The 17,278-nt window shown below is 60.9% G+C and carries 16 protein-coding genes and 1 tRNA gene; 10 read left to right on the forward strand and 7 right to left on the reverse strand.

Annotated elements, in window-relative coordinates; all coding sequences use genetic code 11:
- Positions 1-26 precede the first annotated feature (26 nt).
- From HMPREF2734_RS10965 to HMPREF2734_RS10980, 4 genes are read left to right on the forward strand one after another with little or no spacing between them, the layout of a single operon-like run.
- Entirely contained in the window at positions 27-800 is a 774-nt protein-coding gene (locus HMPREF2734_RS10965; RefSeq protein WP_070570959.1) for a 3'(2'),5'-bisphosphate nucleotidase CysQ, read from the forward strand.
- A gap of 3 nt (positions 801-803) precedes the next feature.
- Complete coding sequence (locus HMPREF2734_RS10970) at positions 804-1,601, forward strand: thymidylate synthase (RefSeq protein ID WP_070570960.1); 798 nt, start codon at positions 804-806, stop codon at positions 1,599-1,601.
- Between the two features lie 11 nt (positions 1,602-1,612).
- The gene (locus tag HMPREF2734_RS10975) at positions 1,613-2,089 is read left to right on the forward strand and encodes a dihydrofolate reductase (protein ID WP_070570985.1); all 477 of its coding nucleotides are present in this window, start codon (positions 1,613-1,615) and stop codon (positions 2,087-2,089) included.
- A gap of 1 nt (position 2,090) precedes the next feature.
- On the forward strand, positions 2,091-2,375 hold the full coding sequence (locus HMPREF2734_RS10980) for a mycoredoxin (protein WP_070421450.1): 285 nt from the start codon (positions 2,091-2,093) through the stop codon (positions 2,373-2,375).
- 25 nt (positions 2,376-2,400) lie between these two features.
- Here the strand turns inward: HMPREF2734_RS10980 and HMPREF2734_RS10985 are convergent, their stop codons facing one another.
- Together HMPREF2734_RS10985 and HMPREF2734_RS10990 are read right to left on the reverse strand one after the other, a co-directional pair.
- On the reverse strand, positions 2,401-2,877 hold the full coding sequence (locus tag HMPREF2734_RS10985; RefSeq protein WP_070570986.1) for a GNAT family N-acetyltransferase: 477 nt from the start codon (positions 2,875-2,877) through the stop codon (positions 2,401-2,403).
- 48 nt (positions 2,878-2,925) lie between these two features.
- Positions 2,926-2,998 (reverse strand) — tRNA-Arg (locus HMPREF2734_RS10990).
- Positions 2,999-3,112: 114 nt separating this feature from the next.
- Between HMPREF2734_RS10990 and HMPREF2734_RS10995 the strand changes: the two genes are divergently transcribed.
- The 4 genes from HMPREF2734_RS10995 to HMPREF2734_RS11010 all read left to right on the forward strand — a co-directional run bounded on the left by HMPREF2734_RS10995 (position 3,113) and on the right by HMPREF2734_RS11010 (position 10,307).
- The gene (locus tag HMPREF2734_RS10995; protein ID WP_070421452.1) at positions 3,113-3,814 is read left to right on the forward strand and encodes a PAQR family membrane homeostasis protein TrhA; all 702 of its coding nucleotides are present in this window, start codon (positions 3,113-3,115) and stop codon (positions 3,812-3,814) included.
- Between the two features lie 37 nt (positions 3,815-3,851).
- The gene (locus HMPREF2734_RS11000) at positions 3,852-4,655 is read left to right on the forward strand and encodes a DUF1906 domain-containing protein (protein ID WP_070570961.1); all 804 of its coding nucleotides are present in this window, start codon (positions 3,852-3,854) and stop codon (positions 4,653-4,655) included.
- A 61-nt stretch (positions 4,656-4,716) separates the two neighbouring features.
- Positions 4,717-6,240, forward strand: coding sequence for a hypothetical protein (locus HMPREF2734_RS11005; protein ID WP_070570962.1), 1,524 nt, complete (start codon positions 4,717-4,719; stop codon positions 6,238-6,240).
- Between the two features lie 344 nt (positions 6,241-6,584).
- Positions 6,585-10,307, forward strand: a complete 3,723-nt coding sequence (locus HMPREF2734_RS11010; protein WP_083308169.1) for a DUF4062 domain-containing protein — start codon at positions 6,585-6,587, stop codon at positions 10,305-10,307.
- A 126-nt stretch (positions 10,308-10,433) separates the two neighbouring features.
- Here HMPREF2734_RS11010 and HMPREF2734_RS11015 read toward each other — a convergent pair whose 3' ends face one another.
- The 5 genes from HMPREF2734_RS11015 to HMPREF2734_RS11035 form a co-directional block, all read right to left on the reverse strand.
- Complete coding sequence (locus HMPREF2734_RS11015) at positions 10,434-12,086, reverse strand: solute symporter family protein (protein ID WP_070570964.1); 1,653 nt, start codon at positions 12,084-12,086, stop codon at positions 10,434-10,436.
- A 3-nt stretch (positions 12,087-12,089) separates the two neighbouring features.
- Positions 12,090-12,428, reverse strand: a complete 339-nt coding sequence (locus HMPREF2734_RS11020) for a DUF485 domain-containing protein (RefSeq protein ID WP_070421457.1) — start codon at positions 12,426-12,428, stop codon at positions 12,090-12,092.
- A 227-nt stretch (positions 12,429-12,655) separates the two neighbouring features.
- Positions 12,656-13,483: an aldo/keto reductase gene (locus tag HMPREF2734_RS11025; RefSeq protein WP_070570965.1), complete on the reverse strand. Its 828-nt coding sequence runs from the start codon at positions 13,481-13,483 to the stop codon at positions 12,656-12,658.
- A 10-nt stretch (positions 13,484-13,493) separates the two neighbouring features.
- Entirely contained in the window at positions 13,494-13,853 is a 360-nt protein-coding gene (locus HMPREF2734_RS11030) for an FKBP-type peptidyl-prolyl cis-trans isomerase (RefSeq protein ID WP_070451706.1), read from the reverse strand.
- A gap of 110 nt (positions 13,854-13,963) precedes the next feature.
- The gene (locus HMPREF2734_RS11035; protein ID WP_083279316.1) at positions 13,964-15,259 is read right to left on the reverse strand and encodes a citrate synthase; all 1,296 of its coding nucleotides are present in this window, start codon (positions 15,257-15,259) and stop codon (positions 13,964-13,966) included.
- A 253-nt stretch (positions 15,260-15,512) separates the two neighbouring features.
- On the opposite strand from HMPREF2734_RS11035, the gene sepH reads away from it, so the two are divergent.
- Both sepH and HMPREF2734_RS11045 read left to right on the forward strand, forming a co-directional pair.
- Entirely contained in the window at positions 15,513-16,427 is a 915-nt protein-coding gene (gene sepH, locus HMPREF2734_RS11040; RefSeq protein ID WP_070570966.1) for a septation protein SepH, read from the forward strand.
- 3 nt (positions 16,428-16,430) lie between these two features.
- Positions 16,431-17,270 carry a DUF6928 family protein gene (locus HMPREF2734_RS11045; RefSeq protein ID WP_070570967.1) on the forward strand — a complete coding sequence of 280 codons (840 nt, stop codon included), beginning with the start codon at positions 16,431-16,433 and terminating at the stop codon, positions 17,268-17,270.
- Positions 17,271-17,278: the final 8 nt, after the last annotated feature.

Consider the following 17,278-nt stretch of genomic DNA (forward strand, 5'->3'; position numbering starts at 1 on the left):
CCAACCTTAGCGGTAGAGTCGGGCACATGACTGCTGAGTACTCCGACTCCCGGCTGACCAACCTGATTGCGGAAGGCACGGGTGAAATCCTCAAAGGCATCCGTGGGGTGGGCCTGCTGCGTGGCCGCGAACTCGGCGAGACTGGCGACGATCTCGCCCAGGCCTGGATCGAGCGAGTCTTAAGCCAACACCGCCCCAACGACGGGTTCCTCTCCGAGGAAGCGTCCGACAACCCGGCGCGCCTGAGCAAGGACCGGGTGTGGATCGTCGACCCGCTCGACGGCACCAAGGAGTTCGCGACCGGCCGGCAGGACTGGGCGGTGCATGTGGCGCTCGTCGAAAATGGCGTGCCCACCCACGCCGCCGTCGGGCTGCCCGACCTTGGTGTGGTGTTCAAGTCCTCCGACGTGCGCCACGTCTCCGGGCCGTTCGCCGGCAAGGTGGCCATGTCGCGCAACCGCCCGCCCGCCGTCGCCCGCTACGTCGCGGACGCGATCGGCTTCGAAACAGAACAGATCGGCTCCGCCGGCGCGAAAGCCATGCACGTGCTGTTAGGCGATTACGACGCCTACATCCACGCCGGTGGCCAATACGAATGGGACCAGGCCGCACCCGTAGGGGTCTCGCTTGCGGCGGGCCTGCACGCATCGCGACTCGACGGCTCCCCGCTTCGCTATAACAACGAAGACACCTATATTCCAGACATGCTTATTTGTCGCCCGGAGATTGCCGACGACATTTTGGAAGCCGCCGCCCGCTACCACGACGAACACGGCTCGTTCGAAGGAGTACTGAAGTAACCAATGGTCAAGACCCCATACGAGGACCTGCTGCGCGACGTGCTGGAAAACGGCACCGAGAAAGGTGACCGCACCGGCACCGGCACCCGCAGCGTGTTTGGCCGCCAGATCCGCTACGACCTCTCCGAGTCGTTCCCGCTGCTGACCACCAAGAAGGTCTTCTTCAAGGGTGTCGTCGGCGAACTGCTGTGGTTCCTCCGCGGCGATTCCAACGTGCGCTGGCTGCAGGACAATGGCATCCGCATCTGGAACGAGTGGGCCGACGCCGACGGCGAGTTGGGTCCGGTCTACGGCGTGCAGTGGCGCTCCTGGCCCACCCCGGACGGCGGCCACGTCGACCAGATCGCCGAAGCCCTGGCAACCCTGAAGAAGAACCCGGATTCGCGCCGCAACCTGGTGTCTGCCTGGAACGTGTCCGAACTGGACCAGATGGCGCTCATGCCGTGCCACCTGATGTTCCAGCTCTACGTCGCCGACGGCCGCCTGTCCATGCAGGTCTACCAGCGCTCCGCCGACATGTTCCTGGGCGTGCCGTTCAACATCGCCTCCTACGCACTGCTGACCCACATGTTCGCGCAGCAGGCGGGCCTTGAGGTCGGCGAGCTGATCTGGACCGGCGGCGACTGCCACATCTACAACAACCACATCGAGCAGGTGCGCGAGCAGCTCTCCCGCGAGGCCCGCGAGTATCCGCAGCTCAAACTGCGCAAGGCAAAGTCCTTGTTCGACTACGACTTCGACGACATCGAGGTCGTCGGCTACGACCCGCACCCCACCATCAAGGCGGAGGTGTCGGTCTAATGCAGGGCGCGATGTTGGGCGCGATCTGGGCGCAAAGCGTCGACGGCATCATCGGCGACGGCGAGGACATGCCCTGGCACCTGCCCGAAGACCTCAAGCATTTCAAGGACACCACCAGCGGGCACCCGATCATCATGGGGCGGCGCACCTGGGAGTCGCTGCCGTTCAAGCCGCTGCCGAACCGCAAGAACATCGTGTTGTCCTCGCGCGAGGCGGGCGCCTGGTCCCGCGGGGCGTCGGTCGTCGCCGACATCCCGGACCTCGAGGGCGACGCCTGGATCATCGGCGGCGCCCAAATCTACGCCGCCACCCTCGACGAGGTCGACGTCATCGAACGCACGCTTATCGACGTCCACCCCGACGTCCCCAACTCCAAAGCCGTCTACGCCCCGCGTATCGACGACACCTTTGCCCTCGTTTCCGAAACGGAGTGGCTCACCTCGTCGACAGGCTTGCGCTACCAATGGCAACGCTTCGAAAGGATCTAACATGACCGTCACCGCACCCGAAACCAACGCCCACGTGACCATCTTCGCCGCCGACTGGTGCCCGTTCTGCCAGAAGCTGCGCCAGCGCCTCGACCGCACCGAAACCCCCTACGACATCGTCGACGTCGAGGCCGACGGCATGGACGAGGTCAACGAGTGGATCAAGTCCGTCAACGACGGCAACCGCATCGTGCCCACCGTGCTCTTCTCCGACGGCACCCACGCCACCAACCCGGAGGCCTCGGCGGTGCGCGCCAAGCTGCGCGAACTCACCGGCGAGGAGTAGGCCCGGAGAATCCTTCGGGGCCCTTCTACTCTCTCCGGTCCCAGCGGACTTCGCCGTCGACGACCTGCCCCGTGGGGACCAACCCTACGGTGGCGGCGACACGCTGCGAGGCGATGTGGTCGGGGTGGATATGAGCGATGAGGTGCGTAATGCCTCGCTCCGCAAGATAGGTGGAAAGCAGTTTCACGGCTTCTTTGGCGTAGCCGTGCCCCTGCCACTGCGTCCCGATCACCCACGCGATCTCCGTCGCACCGCCGTTGCGGGGCACGGTCGCTTGGACGTATCCGATCGGCTGCTTGCCCGCACCGAGCGTGACGACGAAATTGATCCACTCCTCGGCACCATCGCTGGATTCGCCTCGAGTCTGGATCGCGTACCGCCGCGCAAGCGCATCCACAGAGGGCGGCCCACCGCCTGTGAATGTGTAAAGGGTTCGATCCGAAAGCACATCAGCCATCTCGGTAGCGTCCTCGACGCGAAGTGGCCGTAATTCGATAGTCATCTTCACCACCCGCCATCTGACCTCGACGCCACACCAAACCCCTATTCGCGCCCCAGAGAGGAATCGAACCTCCGACACCGGCTTTAGGAGAGCCGTGCTCTATCCACTGAGCTACTAGGGCAATGGGGCTTAGGTTACCGCAGCGGTTTTCGTTCGCGGAATCGGCTGGGCTACCCACATAAGTTACCAAGTAGTAACATAGCGTCACTGTTCCTCCACCCCCAGTGAGGTCACTATGACGATCCTTCAAGAAGGCCAGGTCCAGCGCTCCTACATCATGGCGGACCGCGGCCCGCGCCCCCTGATTCGCGGCTGGGCCCACTTCGTGGCGGCCGCAGCCTTCGCGCTGGCCTCCACCGTGCTGATCACCTACGGGTGGATGACCCTGCCGGCGCTCCACGCCGCCGGGGTTACCGTCTACGGCGTCGGGGTCGTACTGCTGTTTGGGGTCTCCGCGATGTACCACCTCTACCCGTGGCGCTCCCCGTCCACGGTGCAGTGGTGGCGCCGCGCCGACCACGCGACCATCTCCATCTTCATCGCCGCGACCTACACCCCGCTGTGCCTGATCGCGTTCGAGCCGCGCACCGCCGCGACCATCCTCGTCGTGTCCTGGATCGGCGGGCTGGGCGGCGCCGCACTCAATCTGGTGTGGATCAATCACCCGCGATGGCTGGACGTTGTGGTGTACGTGGGGCTCGGCTGGGTGATCGTGCCGCTGATCCCCACCCTGTGGGCCAGCGCAGGGCCGGCGGTGGTGTGGCTCCTATTCGCGGGAGGCGTGCTCTACACGGTCGGCGCCATCGTGTACGGGGCCCGCTGGCCGGGGCGCGAGGCGCGCTACTACGGCTACCACGAGCACTTCCACACCGCGACAATCGTGGCAGCCGTGTGTCACCTCGTCGCCATCTGGATCGTGGTCACGCAGGCAAACTAAGGTGCACAAGAGGCAAAACGAGACTAATGTTACGCAAGTGACTACTTTTGATCGCCGCTCGTTCCTGAAGTCTGCGGGCGCACTCGCGGCAACCACCGCCGCCGCCGGCGCCGCAGCCACCGCCCTCTCCCCCGCCGCACAGGCTCAGCAGCGCCGCGTGCTCGGCACCGTGATCGACTACTCCGCCGCCGTCCCATCCGCCCGCGCCGTGAAAGCCGCCGGCCACATCGGCGCCGTGCGCTACGTATCCCAGCCCCGCCCCGACGCACTCTGGATGCGCGGCAAGCCCGTCACCCTCGACGAAACCCAGGACTACAAGGCCAACGGCCTGTCGGTGGCGTCGGTCTACCAGTTCGGCCGCGCCGACACCGCCGACTGGCTCCAGGGTCCGCTCGGCGCTGCCAAGCACGCACCCCAGGCCATCGCCCTGCACCGCGCCGCAGGCGGCCCGACCGGGCGCCCGATCTATGTGGCTATCGACGACAACCCGACGCTCGCCCAGTTCAACAAATTCATCAACCCATACCTTTCCGCTATGGGCGCCGCATTAAGTGCGGCCGGCTACCAGTTGGGCGTGTACGGCAACTACTACACCATCGCCTGGTGCCTGGAGGATGGCATCGGTAGCTACTTCTGGCAGCACGACTGGGGCTCGCGCGGCAACATCCACCCCCGTGCGAACATTCACCAGGTCGCCGGACGCCAGGCATACATCCAGGGCATCCAGGTGGACATCAACGACGTCTACACCGCCGATTGGGGCCAGTGGACCCCCGGCCAAAGCGATTCCCTGTTCCAGATGAGCAGCCTGCTGTCGTCGAATGGACTGTTGGTCCGGTAGGTCGTCGATAAGCACTTAGGCTCAATGCTTCTTCCGGAAGCGAAACTTTTATCCTAACACTATGCGGCTCGATTCAAATCGTCTGGTCATCGCATTGTCTGCCACTGCGATTGGCCTCTACAACTGCGGCGTCACGCTTTCGGAGTCTCATAACGCGTCCGTCGTCTCGCTCATCTACGCGAGCATCGCGCCTTTTGCCGCCTCGTATGCGCCAGCGCCTGGCCAGCCGGCATCACCAACGACCTGGATGACGATAGGTTTAATCCTCTCACTCCTTGTCACCTTCGGAGCAGTCATTTCTGCCCTACTAGGAATATCGCGTATCGGGTGGGCGAGAGCAACGAGCAAGCGCCGCCGAGGAGGTCCAGTGGTGATCGGCTCCTCCGAGGAAGCAAACAGCATCGTCCGCTCAGTCCTTGACCAAGAAAGGGAGCTCCCCGTTCATATCTTGGAGAAGGGAAACCCAACAGCCAAAGGCACGCTTGGCTTAGGGTACAAACAGCATCTGAGCGATGATCGGCTCGTTGCTCAAACTGTCAAACATGCTTCCCACGTGATCATCGCTGCCGAAAATGACATCGAAACAGCTCGCCTGAGTTCTGAGGCGCAGGACCTCCGTCACGCACAATGCGGTGAGACGGTATCAATATTCCAGCTTCTTCGGTCCCCCGAGTTAGCAACCTCAGCACGCTTTACCCACATCGCTCAACGACGACCTGTTGAAGCATTTCATCCAGCCGACCTCACAGTTCGCGCAATCACAGACAAAATACTCCACCTGCTGACCACACTCGATGCTCACACTGTTGAGGTCAAGCAATGCGGCCCGGGAGATGAAAAGCGTGAGTTGGACGCGTGGATTCACAATTACAACCGGTTCGCTAAAGAGCTGGAAGTTCAACAGATTGTGAGCCCTCAGGTAGAGGGCCTGGCAGATATGGTTGTCCTCGTCGGCGATCCAGTCCACGTCGCTGCTCAGATCCCCTCCCTCAGGAAACGTCGAGCGATTATTGCGGTGACTGACCACATACTGCAGGGTCTTGTCTGGAACGATGCCGAAGCCGGAACAGTTCTGGAAGTTATTGACCCACAAAAGGTTGGGTTGAGCATCGACGCCATCCGCGATTCCGCCTTCTCCGTCTGGGGCTGGGCATTCGACATCGCCTACACGTCGCTTTATGGCCCGCCATCCCCATCGCAGAAGCTTTCTCACGACGACATCCTGAAGGCACGACAAACTTCTGAAGCAGCCGCTCGGGCCATGGTTGAAAACCTACGTCTACACGGTTTTCAGCTTGTGAAGGACGGCTACGGGTGGGAAGAGCATCCCTCGGAACAGGAGATCACCTCGATGGCGGAAGCCGAGCACGATGATTGGATGCTCAAGCGCACATGGATTGATAGCAACGGAACCGAGCGTCGCGCATCCTATGACTACAGCAAGGAACCTCCTGCTCGGAAACCCTCATACAAACCGTTTGCAGAGCTCGACTCGCACACCCAGGATTACAACCACAAGATCGTGAAAGTTGTGTACCCCGCCTTGGCGGGGATGTTCGGTTACGGCATTTCTAGGATCTCGTAGGCGTCGGAAAACTCCGCATCTGGCACTGGCCAACACTCTCCTGTTACGCCACGGACCACCCAATCACCTGCGTGTGCGTGAGCCTCTCCCTCCAGCGTTGGGATCGTAGCGTCCTCGCTGAGTCGGCGGGCTTGGACTCTCCCCGTTTTCTTGTACTCCCCCGGCGCGACCTGACTGTATGACCTGTCGAAAACCCCAGACGCAACTGTCCATGTTCGTGTCCCGTCAGTGACTTCCCAGTCCCCCGCCTTTGCGTGAAGGACGCTGCCAGTGGAAGCCCGCCACTGCGCGTCTTTGTCCAAGCGTCGGGCCCTAACCTTGCGGATCGGTTTATACCATGCAGCATGCGCGAGATGCTGGTCAAGGCGCTCTTGGGACCATTTTTTCATGCAGGCGATATTAGCGGGTTGAGCGAAAACCAAGCGGTCGTCGGCCTCCTAATATGCTCCGGTTGGCGCATAATGAGTGTTCAAACACTGACTGCGCTAAGGGGCCTCATGCTCAACATTCCTGTTTTTGTGTCATCGACCTTTCGCGATTTCCATACGGAACGTGACATTCTCAACGGTCCCGTAAGTGACCGGCTCAACGAATCTTTGCGCCGATTCGGCGCAAAGATGCACTTTATTGACCTGCGCTGGGGAGTCGACACCAACGACATGGATGAAGAGGCGGCTGGGCGCAAGGTATTAGACGTATGCCTTGACGAAGTCGATCGCGCGGCCCCGCTCTTCCTCGGGCTCATCGGAGACCGCTACGGTTGGATTTCAGACGACAAGTCTCTCCTCGAATGGACGGCACAGCGCGTTGGACTCGACCCCGAGAGGTCTCGCGAGTGTTCTATCACCGAGTTGGAATTCGCCAAAGCTGGTCTTTGGGACGCAGATGATACAACCACACCGTTCATCCTTTTCCGGCAGGTCGAAGGCCCCCCACCGCACGGCTGGGCCGACTCAGACCCAACCCGAATTTCTGACTTCAAAGACGAGGTATCTCAACGATGGGGCAATGCGGAGACGGTGAAACGCTACTCCGTTGCCTTCGACCAGAATGGTCAGTGGCCCACTGCTTCAATGCAGCACTTCGAGGATCTTGCGGTCAGTCTGCTTGAACCGCAGCTTCTGGAGCGAGCCCGCAGCATCCCGCGCGACGGTACCGCGGAGGAGGTCCTGTTTCGAGGTTCCCGCACTCGTAATTTTGGGTCAGAGGAACTGCTCAAATCGATCGATTTTTTCCTCCGCATCGATTCGCCTGTCGTGGTTTATGGCGAGTCCGGCGCGGGTAAGTCCTCACTTCTGTTGGCACTCGAGAAGTATTTGGCGGCCTCCGGAGAATCTATATCCGGCAAGTTGCCCATCACCGTCATTATGGGGCTGGACGACCGCATTTGGACGGGGGACGAGCTCGCATTCGAGATTACGCGATGCATAAACGCAACCTTGGGCCTGTCGCTTTTCGACGATTGGCGGGGCTCTCCCGAAACTTGGCGCCCGCGCTGGAGGCAAGAAATGGAAAAGGTTGTAGCTGAGTATCCTGATCTGCTTTTCATCGTCGACGGTTTAGAGCAGCTTGTGGATGGAGCCGGCGGATTCTGGCCAGTGGAATGGCTCTCGTCTCGCACCGCGTTGGCTGTATCTTCTTCCTCGCGCTCGGACGTCACTCTGTTGAAGAACTCCGATTTCAAAGAAGTCTTGGTTGGGCCAGTACCAGCCAGCATTGCGCGAGAATTCGTAGAGGACTGGGAGCGCAGAATTAGGCGCGAGATCGGAGGCGGCGCTCGCCAGATCATCGCTTCCAAGCAACGCTTCCCTCTTTGGATAGAACTTGCGTTGGATCTACTTCTCGATATCGATGGTGATGATTTCAAGTCCATCGAGGATGAACCTGATCAAGCCAGCGCAATCCAAAACATGCTTGCAGACCGCGCGTGGCTCATCCCCGATGACCTGCCAAGCGCTGCCCACCACTTTTTGGAAACCTCCATCGCATCTACCGATCGTGCCCTCGCCCGCGCTGCAGTAGGTCTCTTGGGTGCTTCTAGGATCGGGCTTTCGCAAGAACAAACCGTCAACGCGCTGCGCGACGCTGGCTTCACAACAAATACTGAGATCTCGGTTGCCCGACTTTTCCGTTCTTTGGCGAATCAACTAACTCCAAATGGGCCGGAGAAACGGATGCGCTTTACGCACCGAGTATTTAGCGAGGCCGCGGAGAGTTTTGGTTCACCGCTCACACATTCTCTACTCATGCGCATTTACGAAACCGATCTGCGCAACAGTGTCGAGACCACCCCAAAGTATGCGGCGCTCGAAAGCGAGGATTATTACGACATTGAGCATCAGTGGAAGAACCAGCGCAAACTCGCGGAGGCGTTCCTGTTCCACCTCTTTTCATCGCCTGCTCCCAAGGGTCCTCAAAATCTAGAGAGCATTCCGTTGGCGCTCGACTGCCTTCCGCAAACCACAGTGTACGACGCAGCAATTGTGACCAACTTGCTTCACTTGCCCTATGCAATCGAACACCTTCAGCATCTGCGTACGGCCGGTGCATCATTCGAAGCGCTGCGAACGCTCTTAGCGGCTGCTGATCTTTCCCCTGACCCACAAGTACAAACAAGTGTGGCCTCAATTTGTTTTGAGGTATTGAACGACTTCCCTGTCACGGCGAAAACGGTTTTATTGCGCTGCCAAGCTCTCACGATTGCTGCTTCACACACCGAAGATGTGGAGGAAGCTCGCCTACTGCTGTACCTGGCGTTTAAGAATATCGACCCCCTGTACGACGCCGAGCCAAATCGTGTTTTACCTGCTGTCTTCTATTCTCGAGCCCAACGTGAGATGGCACTTCTGGATGCAAATGCAGGAGACACAAAATCAGCCCTCGAGCTGCTATTTAGCTGCCAAGACATGCTTGTTCCTGCGCTCCAAGCCAGGGATCCTAGAGCCATCGAAGAAGCGATACGCGTGCTCCTTCAGATCGCAGATATCCATGGATCTACAAACAATGGGCTTGTGATCCCCACCTTGGATGAAGCCATGGAGATCGCTGCCATCCTGGTTGACGGCGGCGACGGGCCAGCTGTTTCCTTCGCATTGGCAGCGGAAGCCACGGCGATAAGAGCACAGTTTGTCCGGAAGCTTTTTCCGAATATGGCCCCGCCGGTGGAGCTGCTCGAGGATGCTGTCAACCAATTCGTCGTAGCAACGCAGAAGGTTCCCTTCGGCGGCAAATACGCAACCGACATACTTCGGACCAGCATCGAACTAGCGAATATTTACATCGAGATGCAGAAAGAAATGGACGCTTTCCTACGGCTTCGCGCTTCGGTGGTGGCGCTTGTCCCCTTCCTCAACTCCGCCCCGCCGGCTGGGTGGAACGAGTTGGCTAAGGTATTTGCTCTTCTTCTTGAGCTCTGTGAAAGCACCCATTCAAGGGAGGTTCGCGTCGGGGCAGCAAGGTTTGTTCGCGTCCATACTTCTCGAGTACTTGCGGAAGCATCAAGCGTTAACCTGCCTGAGGCGTTCGCCATTGCAAATGCTGCGCATCACGCACTGCTGATCGGTCTCTCCCAAGCCGAAAACCTAGAAGCAAGGCTCCGCTTCATGGAGGCACTTACCGATATTGCAAAGTGGATCGCACAAACACACCCCGACGCTCAATGCCAGCTCAACTACAGCTACTCGTTGAGGAAGCTCTACGAGCACTACGCACGTGTTGGCCGTCATGAAAAAGCCAGGGCAACCCTTGATACCGTGCGCAAACGGGACATAGGTTTGGCCGAGCTTCCGGAGGATGGGCAGGCGCTTTCTCAAACGTCGCAGGTGTTGACCCAGTACTGCACCGCGCTCGTGTCAGAGTATGACAGTCCCGATGCGACGGTACCGCGCTTTGCCCATACGGTTGTGCTTGCAGCACCACTGATCCTTCGTGGGGTTCCTGATTCTCTCCGCCAGGAGTTTGCTTCCGCCGTACACGATTCTTGTGTCACCCTGCTGCAAACTGACAGCGGTACACCCGAGCAGCGCAGCATGTGGGAAGCGATGAAGGAAATCGCAGAGCAGATGTAGACATGGCGGTGCTTCCCGGCATTCCTCAGTGCACGCAAGCTTGAGTTGCGCGGCTGGCTAAAACAAAGCAAACGCAAAAACGGGCTCAGCATCACACTGAGCCCGTTTCTTGTTATTCAGCCAGGATTAGTGGTCGACCGGAGCCTCCACACCAACACCGGTGAGGGAACGAACCTCCATCTCGGCCTGGAGTTCATCGAAGTTGTCCGGCTTGCCCAGGAAGGTGCCGATAAGGCCACCCAGGAAGCCGAGCGGGATGGACACGAGGCCCGGGCTGGTCAGCGGGAAGATGGACCAGTCGGCGTCCGGGAACATCGCGGTCGGGCTGCCAGAGACCGCCGGCGACAGGGCGATCAGCACCAGCGCGGAGATCAGGCCGGTGTAGATCGACGCAACCGCGCCGGTGGTGTTGAAGCGCTTCCAGTACAGGGAGTACAGGATGGTCGGCAGGTTTGCGGATGCCGCGATCGCGAACGCGAGGGACACTAGGAAGGCCACGTTCTGCTGCATCGCCAGGATACCCAGGACGATGGAGACGATGCCGAGCACCACCACGGTGATGCGGGAGACGCGCACCTGCTCGTCCTCGCTGGCTTGGCCGTCTCGAAGCACCGCGTTGTACACGTCGTGCGCGATGGATGCGGAGGCGGTAATCGCCAGGCCTGCCACCACGGCAAGCACCGTTGCGAAGGCAACCGCGGAGATCAGCGCCATGAAGATGGAGCCACCGAGCTCGAATGCGAGCAGCGGTGCCGCGGCGTTCGCGCCACCAGGTGCGGCAAGGATGCGGTCCGGGCCGACGAATGCTGCAGCAGCGTAGCCGAGCACCAGGGTCAGCAGGTAGAACGAACCGATGAGAACGATTGCCCAGGTCACGGACTTGCGCGCTTCCTTGGCCGTCGGCACCGTGTAGAAGCGCATGAGCACGTGCGGCAGACCCGCGGTACCAAGCACCAGGGAAAGACCCAGCGACAGGAAGTCGAGCTTCGAGGTGGTGGTCGCACCGTACTTCAGGCCCGGCTTGAGGAGATCCTCGGCCTGGTAGCCCTTCTCCGCGATGTACTGGGACGCGGCGTGGGTGTCGATCGCCTGGTTGAGCACCGCATTCATGCCACCCTTGGCCATGATGAAGGCGAGGATCGACATGATCAGCACGCCGGCGATGAGCAGCACGGCCTTGATCATCTGCACGTAGGTGGTGCCCTTCATGCCGCCGATGAGGACGTAGGCGATCATGATCACGCCGACGATGGCAACACAGATTGCCTGTGCGGCGAAGGAGTGCAGGTCCAGCAGCACGGACACCAGCGAGCCGGCGCCGGCCATCTGTGCGATGAGGTAGAACAGCGACACGAACAGGGTGCCGAAAGCTGCGGCCACACGCACCGGCTTCTGGCGGAGGCGGAACGACAGCACGTCCGCCATGGTGAAGCGGCCGACGTTTCGCAGCGGCTCGGCGACCAGCAGCAGGGCGACCAGCCATGCGACGAAGAAGCCGATGGAGTAAAGGAAGCCGTCGTAACCGCTCAGCGCGATGGAGCCGACGATGCCCAGGAAAGACGCGGCGGACAGGTAGTCGCCGGCGATGGCGAGGCCGTTCTGGGTGCCGCTGAAGGATGCGCCGCCGGTGTAGAAGTCGGCGGATTCGCTGGTGGTTTTGCCAGCGCGGGTCACAATGAAGAGGGTGACCACGATGAACGCGCCGAAGATGGCGATGTTCAGCAGAGGGTTGCCGGTGGCGGTGCTTTCAGCCGCTGTGGCGTTGATGTACGTCTGCATGGCTTAGCCCTCCATTTCCTGGCGAATGTGCGCTGCACGGGGTTCGATGTTCTTGTTTGCCCACTTCACGTAGACCCAGGTGATCAGGAATGTGGTCAAGAACTGTGCAAGTCCGAGCCACAGTCCAAGGTTGAGGCCTAGGAAGGGCCGCGCCATGACATCGGGCGCGAAGGTAGCAAAGACGACATAGAAGACGTACCAGAGGAACGCCGCAATCATCACCGGGAAGGTGAAGCCACGGAATGTTCCACGCAGATCTTGGAATTCGGGGCTCTGTTGCATTGCCACAAACTCGTCTGGCGTGGGCTCGCGGCGCTGCGGGACAGCGGGGGAACCTGTCATTGCCTCGATCCTTTCTTGTTCACGGGATTGGGTCTTGCCTTGCCGACAATTCGCGATTCTCGACTCAACAATGTGGAGTGTAACGTATCACACACTCACGGAGAGTTGTTTAAATCCTCTCACCCCTACCCCTACCCCCGAAAAGTCACGCTTTTCGTTGCGACGAGAAAAGCCCGCCCGGCCGCTTCCACGGCCGAACGGGCTCAAATCCACTCCCAGGAAAACCTTTATCCCGGGAACGTCAGGGGATCCCCTGACATACGCTCCCCTTGCACCGCATCGAGGGTGGCAACATCTTCGTCGGTGAGCTTCACATTTACCGCGCCGAGATTTTCGACGAGGCGCTGCGGGTTCTTCGTCTTCGGCACCACAGAGCAGCCAAGCTTCATCAGGTATGCCAAGCACACCTGCGCAGGTGTGGCCTCATGGGCATCCGCGACGGCCCGGATGGCCGGGTCGTCAAAATTCTTGCCGCGGGCGATCGGCGCCCACGCCTCGGTGAGGATGTCGTGCTCCTCGTGGTAAGCACGCAGCTCCGGCTGGGTGAAACCAGCGTGCAGCTCCACCTGGTTCAGCACCGGCGTGATGCCGGTGGCGTTGATGATGTCGTCGAGAACCTCCGGGTAGAAGTTCGCGACACCCACCGACTGGAGCCGGCCCATCCCCTGCAGTTCAGCGAGCTGCTCAAACGCCTTGACGTACGTGCCGTTCTGCGGCCACGGCCAATGCACAAGGTAAAGGTCGAGGAACTCCAGGTCGAGGCGCTCGAGGGACTCGTTGTACGCCTGGAGGGCGCGCTCCTGATCGTCATTCCACAGCTTGGTGGTAATGAACAGTTCCTCGCGCGTGACGTCGCCCGCCTTAATCGCGTCGTTGATGGCCTTGCCCACCTGCACCTCGTTGTCGTAAAACGACGCGGTGTCGATGTGGCGGTAGCCCAGCTCGATCGCGGTGCGCACGGTCCGCTCCACGTCCTCGCCCTGGAGCTTGTAGGTGCCCAGGCCAAGCAGCGGGAGATCGTAGCCGTCGTTGAGCGTAGTTACCGGGATTCGCATGCGCTTTCCCCTAACGGGCGTCGAGCAGGTCGATAATGAAGATCAGGGTGCGGCCAGACAGCGGATGGCCGCCACCTGCCGGACCGTATGCCTTCTCCGGCGGGATGGTGAGCTGACGGCGGCCGCCAACCTTCATGCCCGGGATGCCTTCCTGCCAGCCTGCGATGAGGCCCGCGAGCGGGAACTCGGCTGCTTCTCCGCGGTCCCAGGAAGAGTCGAACTCTTCGCCGGTTTCGTAATCGACACCCAAGTAGTGGACTTTGACGAAGCCGCCAGCCACCGCTTCTTCGCCCTCGCCGACGGTGATGTCCTGGATAACCAGATCAGCTGGTGCCGGCCCCTCGGGGGCTTCAATGAATGGCTTTTCCATTTCCATGAGTGAGAATCTCCTTGAGGTTTGTGCGGTCGGCATTAAAAAACCGCCGGGAACTTCCCCTGGGAATTATAGGGGACGTGTTCCTCGGCGGTTGAAAGGTTTGGTTAGCGCTGGTCGCGCGGGACGAAGTCGCGCTTCTGGTAACCGGTGTAGATCTGACGCGGGCGGTTGATCTTGGTGTTCATTTCAAGCTGCTCGCGGTACTGTGCGATCCAGCCCGGCAGGCGGCCGATGGCGAACAGGACGGTGAAGAAGTCCGTCGGGAAGCCCATGGCGCGGTAGATCAGGCCGGTGTAGAAGTCGACGTTCGGGTAGAGCTTGCGCTGGATGAAGTACTCGTCGTTCAGCGCGATCTCCTCAAGCTTCATCGCCAGGTCGAGCAGTTCGTCGCCACCCAGGTGCTCGAGCACCTCGTGTGCGGTGTCCTTGACGATAGCCGCGCGCGGGTCGTAGTTCTTGTACACGCGGTGGCCGAAGCCCATGAGGCGGACGCCCTTTTCCTTGTTCTTCACGCGGTTCATGAAGTCGGTTGCGTCGCCACCGTGGTTGTTCTTGATGTCCTCGAGCATCTCGAGCACGGCCTGGTTTGCGCCGCCGTGCAGCGGGCCGGCCAGGGCGTTAATGCCGCCTGCGATGGAGACGAACATGTTCGCCTGTGCCGAGGCGATCATGCGCACCGTGGAGGTGGAGCAGTTCTGCTCGTGGTCGGCGTGCAGGATGAGGAGCTTGTCCAGGGCCTTCGTCAGGACCGGATCGACGTGGTAGTCCTCGGTCGGGTAGCCGAACATCATGCGCATGAAGTTCTCGCGCGGGTTGAGGGAGTTGTCCGGGTACATGTACGGCTTACCGCGGGATGCACGGTAGGCGTATGCAGCCAGCATCGGCACCTTGGCCATGAGGCGCACGGTTGCCTTGTCCAGCTGCTCTTCGTCGAGCGGGTTGAGCTGGTCCTGGTAGTAGGCGGAGAGAATGTTGACCGAGGAGGCAAGGACGGCCATCGGGTGCGCGTTGCGCGGGAAGATGTTGAACGCGGCCTTGAAGTCTTCGTCGAGCAGCGTGTGGTGGCGCAGGTCGGAGTTGAAGTTGTCCAGCTCGTCGGTGGTCGGCAGCTCGCCGTTGATCAGCAGGTAGGACACCTCGTTGAAGGTGGCGTTTTCTGCCAGGTCTGCGATGTCGTAGCCGCGGTAGCGCAGGATGCCCTCTGCACCGTCGATGTAGGTGATCTTGGACTCGGTGGAGCCGGTGGAGACGTAGCCCGGGTCGAAGGTGACCAGGCCAGTTTCACCGAGGAGGTTCCCCAGCACGACACCGTCATTGCCTTCGGTGGCGCGCATGATGTCCATTTCATACTCGCCGCCCGGGTAGTGGAGTACGGCCTTGTCCTTGTTCTCAGTAGCCACTGGTTTCCCTTTCCTACGTTGGGTGTTGCTCTCGTTTTTCGGGCAACCTTTTTACGTAACGCACTCTAGCAAATATTGTGATGCGTCCGACAATGCTGCGATTGTCCTGGATGTACCACATATTTTTATGGCGTCATTGGTCGTATTGGGATGGTATCGCTTTGCGCCGTCGGGTGTCTTGGGGCTGGTTGCCTGATGTGGGCACGTGCGTCCGATAGGCTTAGTTTTCGTATTGCCAGGCGGAAGGAGTCCTATGCGCGAGCTTGTTTTCTTGGAAGACGAGTCGACGGAGACGTTTTTTGTGCTCCGCGACGAGGAGGGTGTGCGCTATCAGCTTGCCCGTGAGGAGCTTGCGCCGTTGCTTATCGACGACTCCCCCGCCCCGGAAGAACCAGCCACCGATACCGAGGTGACTGAGGAAGAGCAGCCTGCGCAACCGGTGGCACCCGCCCCGGAGCCGCGCCCACTGCCGGAGCCGGATCCGCTCTACGCCACCCCGTTGTCGATGCGTCCGAACGAGATCCAGGCACGCATCCGCGCCGGCGCGACCGCCGCGGAGTTGGCGGAAGAGATGGGTGTGGCCGAAAGCCGCCTCGAGTCCTATGCCCACCCGGTGTTGCTTGAGCGCGCCCAGGTTGCGGAGGCTGCGAAGCAGTCCCATCCGGTGCGCGAGGATGGCCCGGCGAAGCAGACGTTGTTGGAGATCCTGGCTACCTCCTTTGCTGCCCGTGGTCACTCGATTTCGGATGCGGAGTGGGATGCTACCCGCGAGCAGGGCGACACCTGGGTTGTGCGCGTTACCTGGCAGGCGGGCCTGACGGAGAACGAGGCCCTGTGGTCGTTTAAGCGCTCCATGGGCGCCGCGGCCCAGACTGAGGCGCGCAACGCTATGGCTGCGGATCTGACCGATCCAGATTTCGCCCAGCCGGTGCGCTCGCTGTCTGCGGTGCGTTCCTTGCACGGCGAGCAGGATGAGGATGCGCCAGCCGCGCCCGTCGAAATCCTTCAGGATGCACCCGCCGAGGAGGGCGAGGTGCTCGAGGGCGATTTCCTGCGCCACCCGGATGAGGAGGAGCAGCCGCAGAAGCGTCGTCGCAAGTCGGTGACGCCCCACTGGGAGGACGTGCTGCTCGGCGTGCGGACCAACACGAAGCGTCCGAAGCGGTAAGCCATGAGTTTCAACGCCGTTGTCACGTTGTGGTTTGTCAACACTGCTGAACCTGCGGAGGTGTTGCGTCGTGAGCCGAAGGCCGACCGCGGGTTTGGCCGAAAGCTGCTGGCTCAGGTGAATCCGGCGTGGCCAATCACGCCGATTGGGTCGTTTCCGTTGAACCGCTCGTCGGTGCCTGGCCGCGACGAGTTTTATATTGCGGGCTTCCCGGGGATTTCGGTGGTGCGCATGCGTGTGGACGTCACTGAGTTGTCCTCCCCTACCCAATGGCACACCGCGCTTCCGGCGGCGGACGTGTTCGTTATCGCGCTGGGTACGGATAGCGACTTTGGCGGCTTCGCCCACTTCAATGGCGAGAAGGTGTCGCGCAGTTTCTGCGCCACCCGCACCAGTGTTATCGAAGACATCGGCCTACCTGAGCCGTTTGAGGCCCCCTACTGGGCGGGCGAGAAGGCGGAACAAGCAGGCGGGATCGCGCTGCCGTTTGAGCCGAAGGACCTTGCGCTTGCCGCCGAGGAAGCCTGGCTGGGTGCGGAGATCGGCCAGAACGGCCCGGACATCAACGTGGTGGGCTACGCCGTGGACGGCCGGCCTGAGCCGAAGATTGAGGAGCCGAAGCCGGCCACCAAGTCGGTCAACGAGGTCGCCGCGAAGTTCGCGGAGCGCGATAAAGCTTACGACGACTACGAGGCCGAACAGGAAAAGCAAGAGGGCGACGAGTTCGCCGAGTTGGCGGACGCGTCCGTCGCCGCCGCGAAGCGCATCGGCCGGGGTGTACGTCGTCGCGCTGTGGAGTGGGCGGCTGCGTTAAAGGAGCGCATCCGCCACATCGACCGCTAACCGGGCTA

The organism is Corynebacterium sp. HMSC055D05 (assembly GCF_001810365.1).
Classification (GTDB): Bacteria; Actinomycetota; Actinomycetes; order Mycobacteriales; family Mycobacteriaceae; genus Corynebacterium; species Corynebacterium coyleae.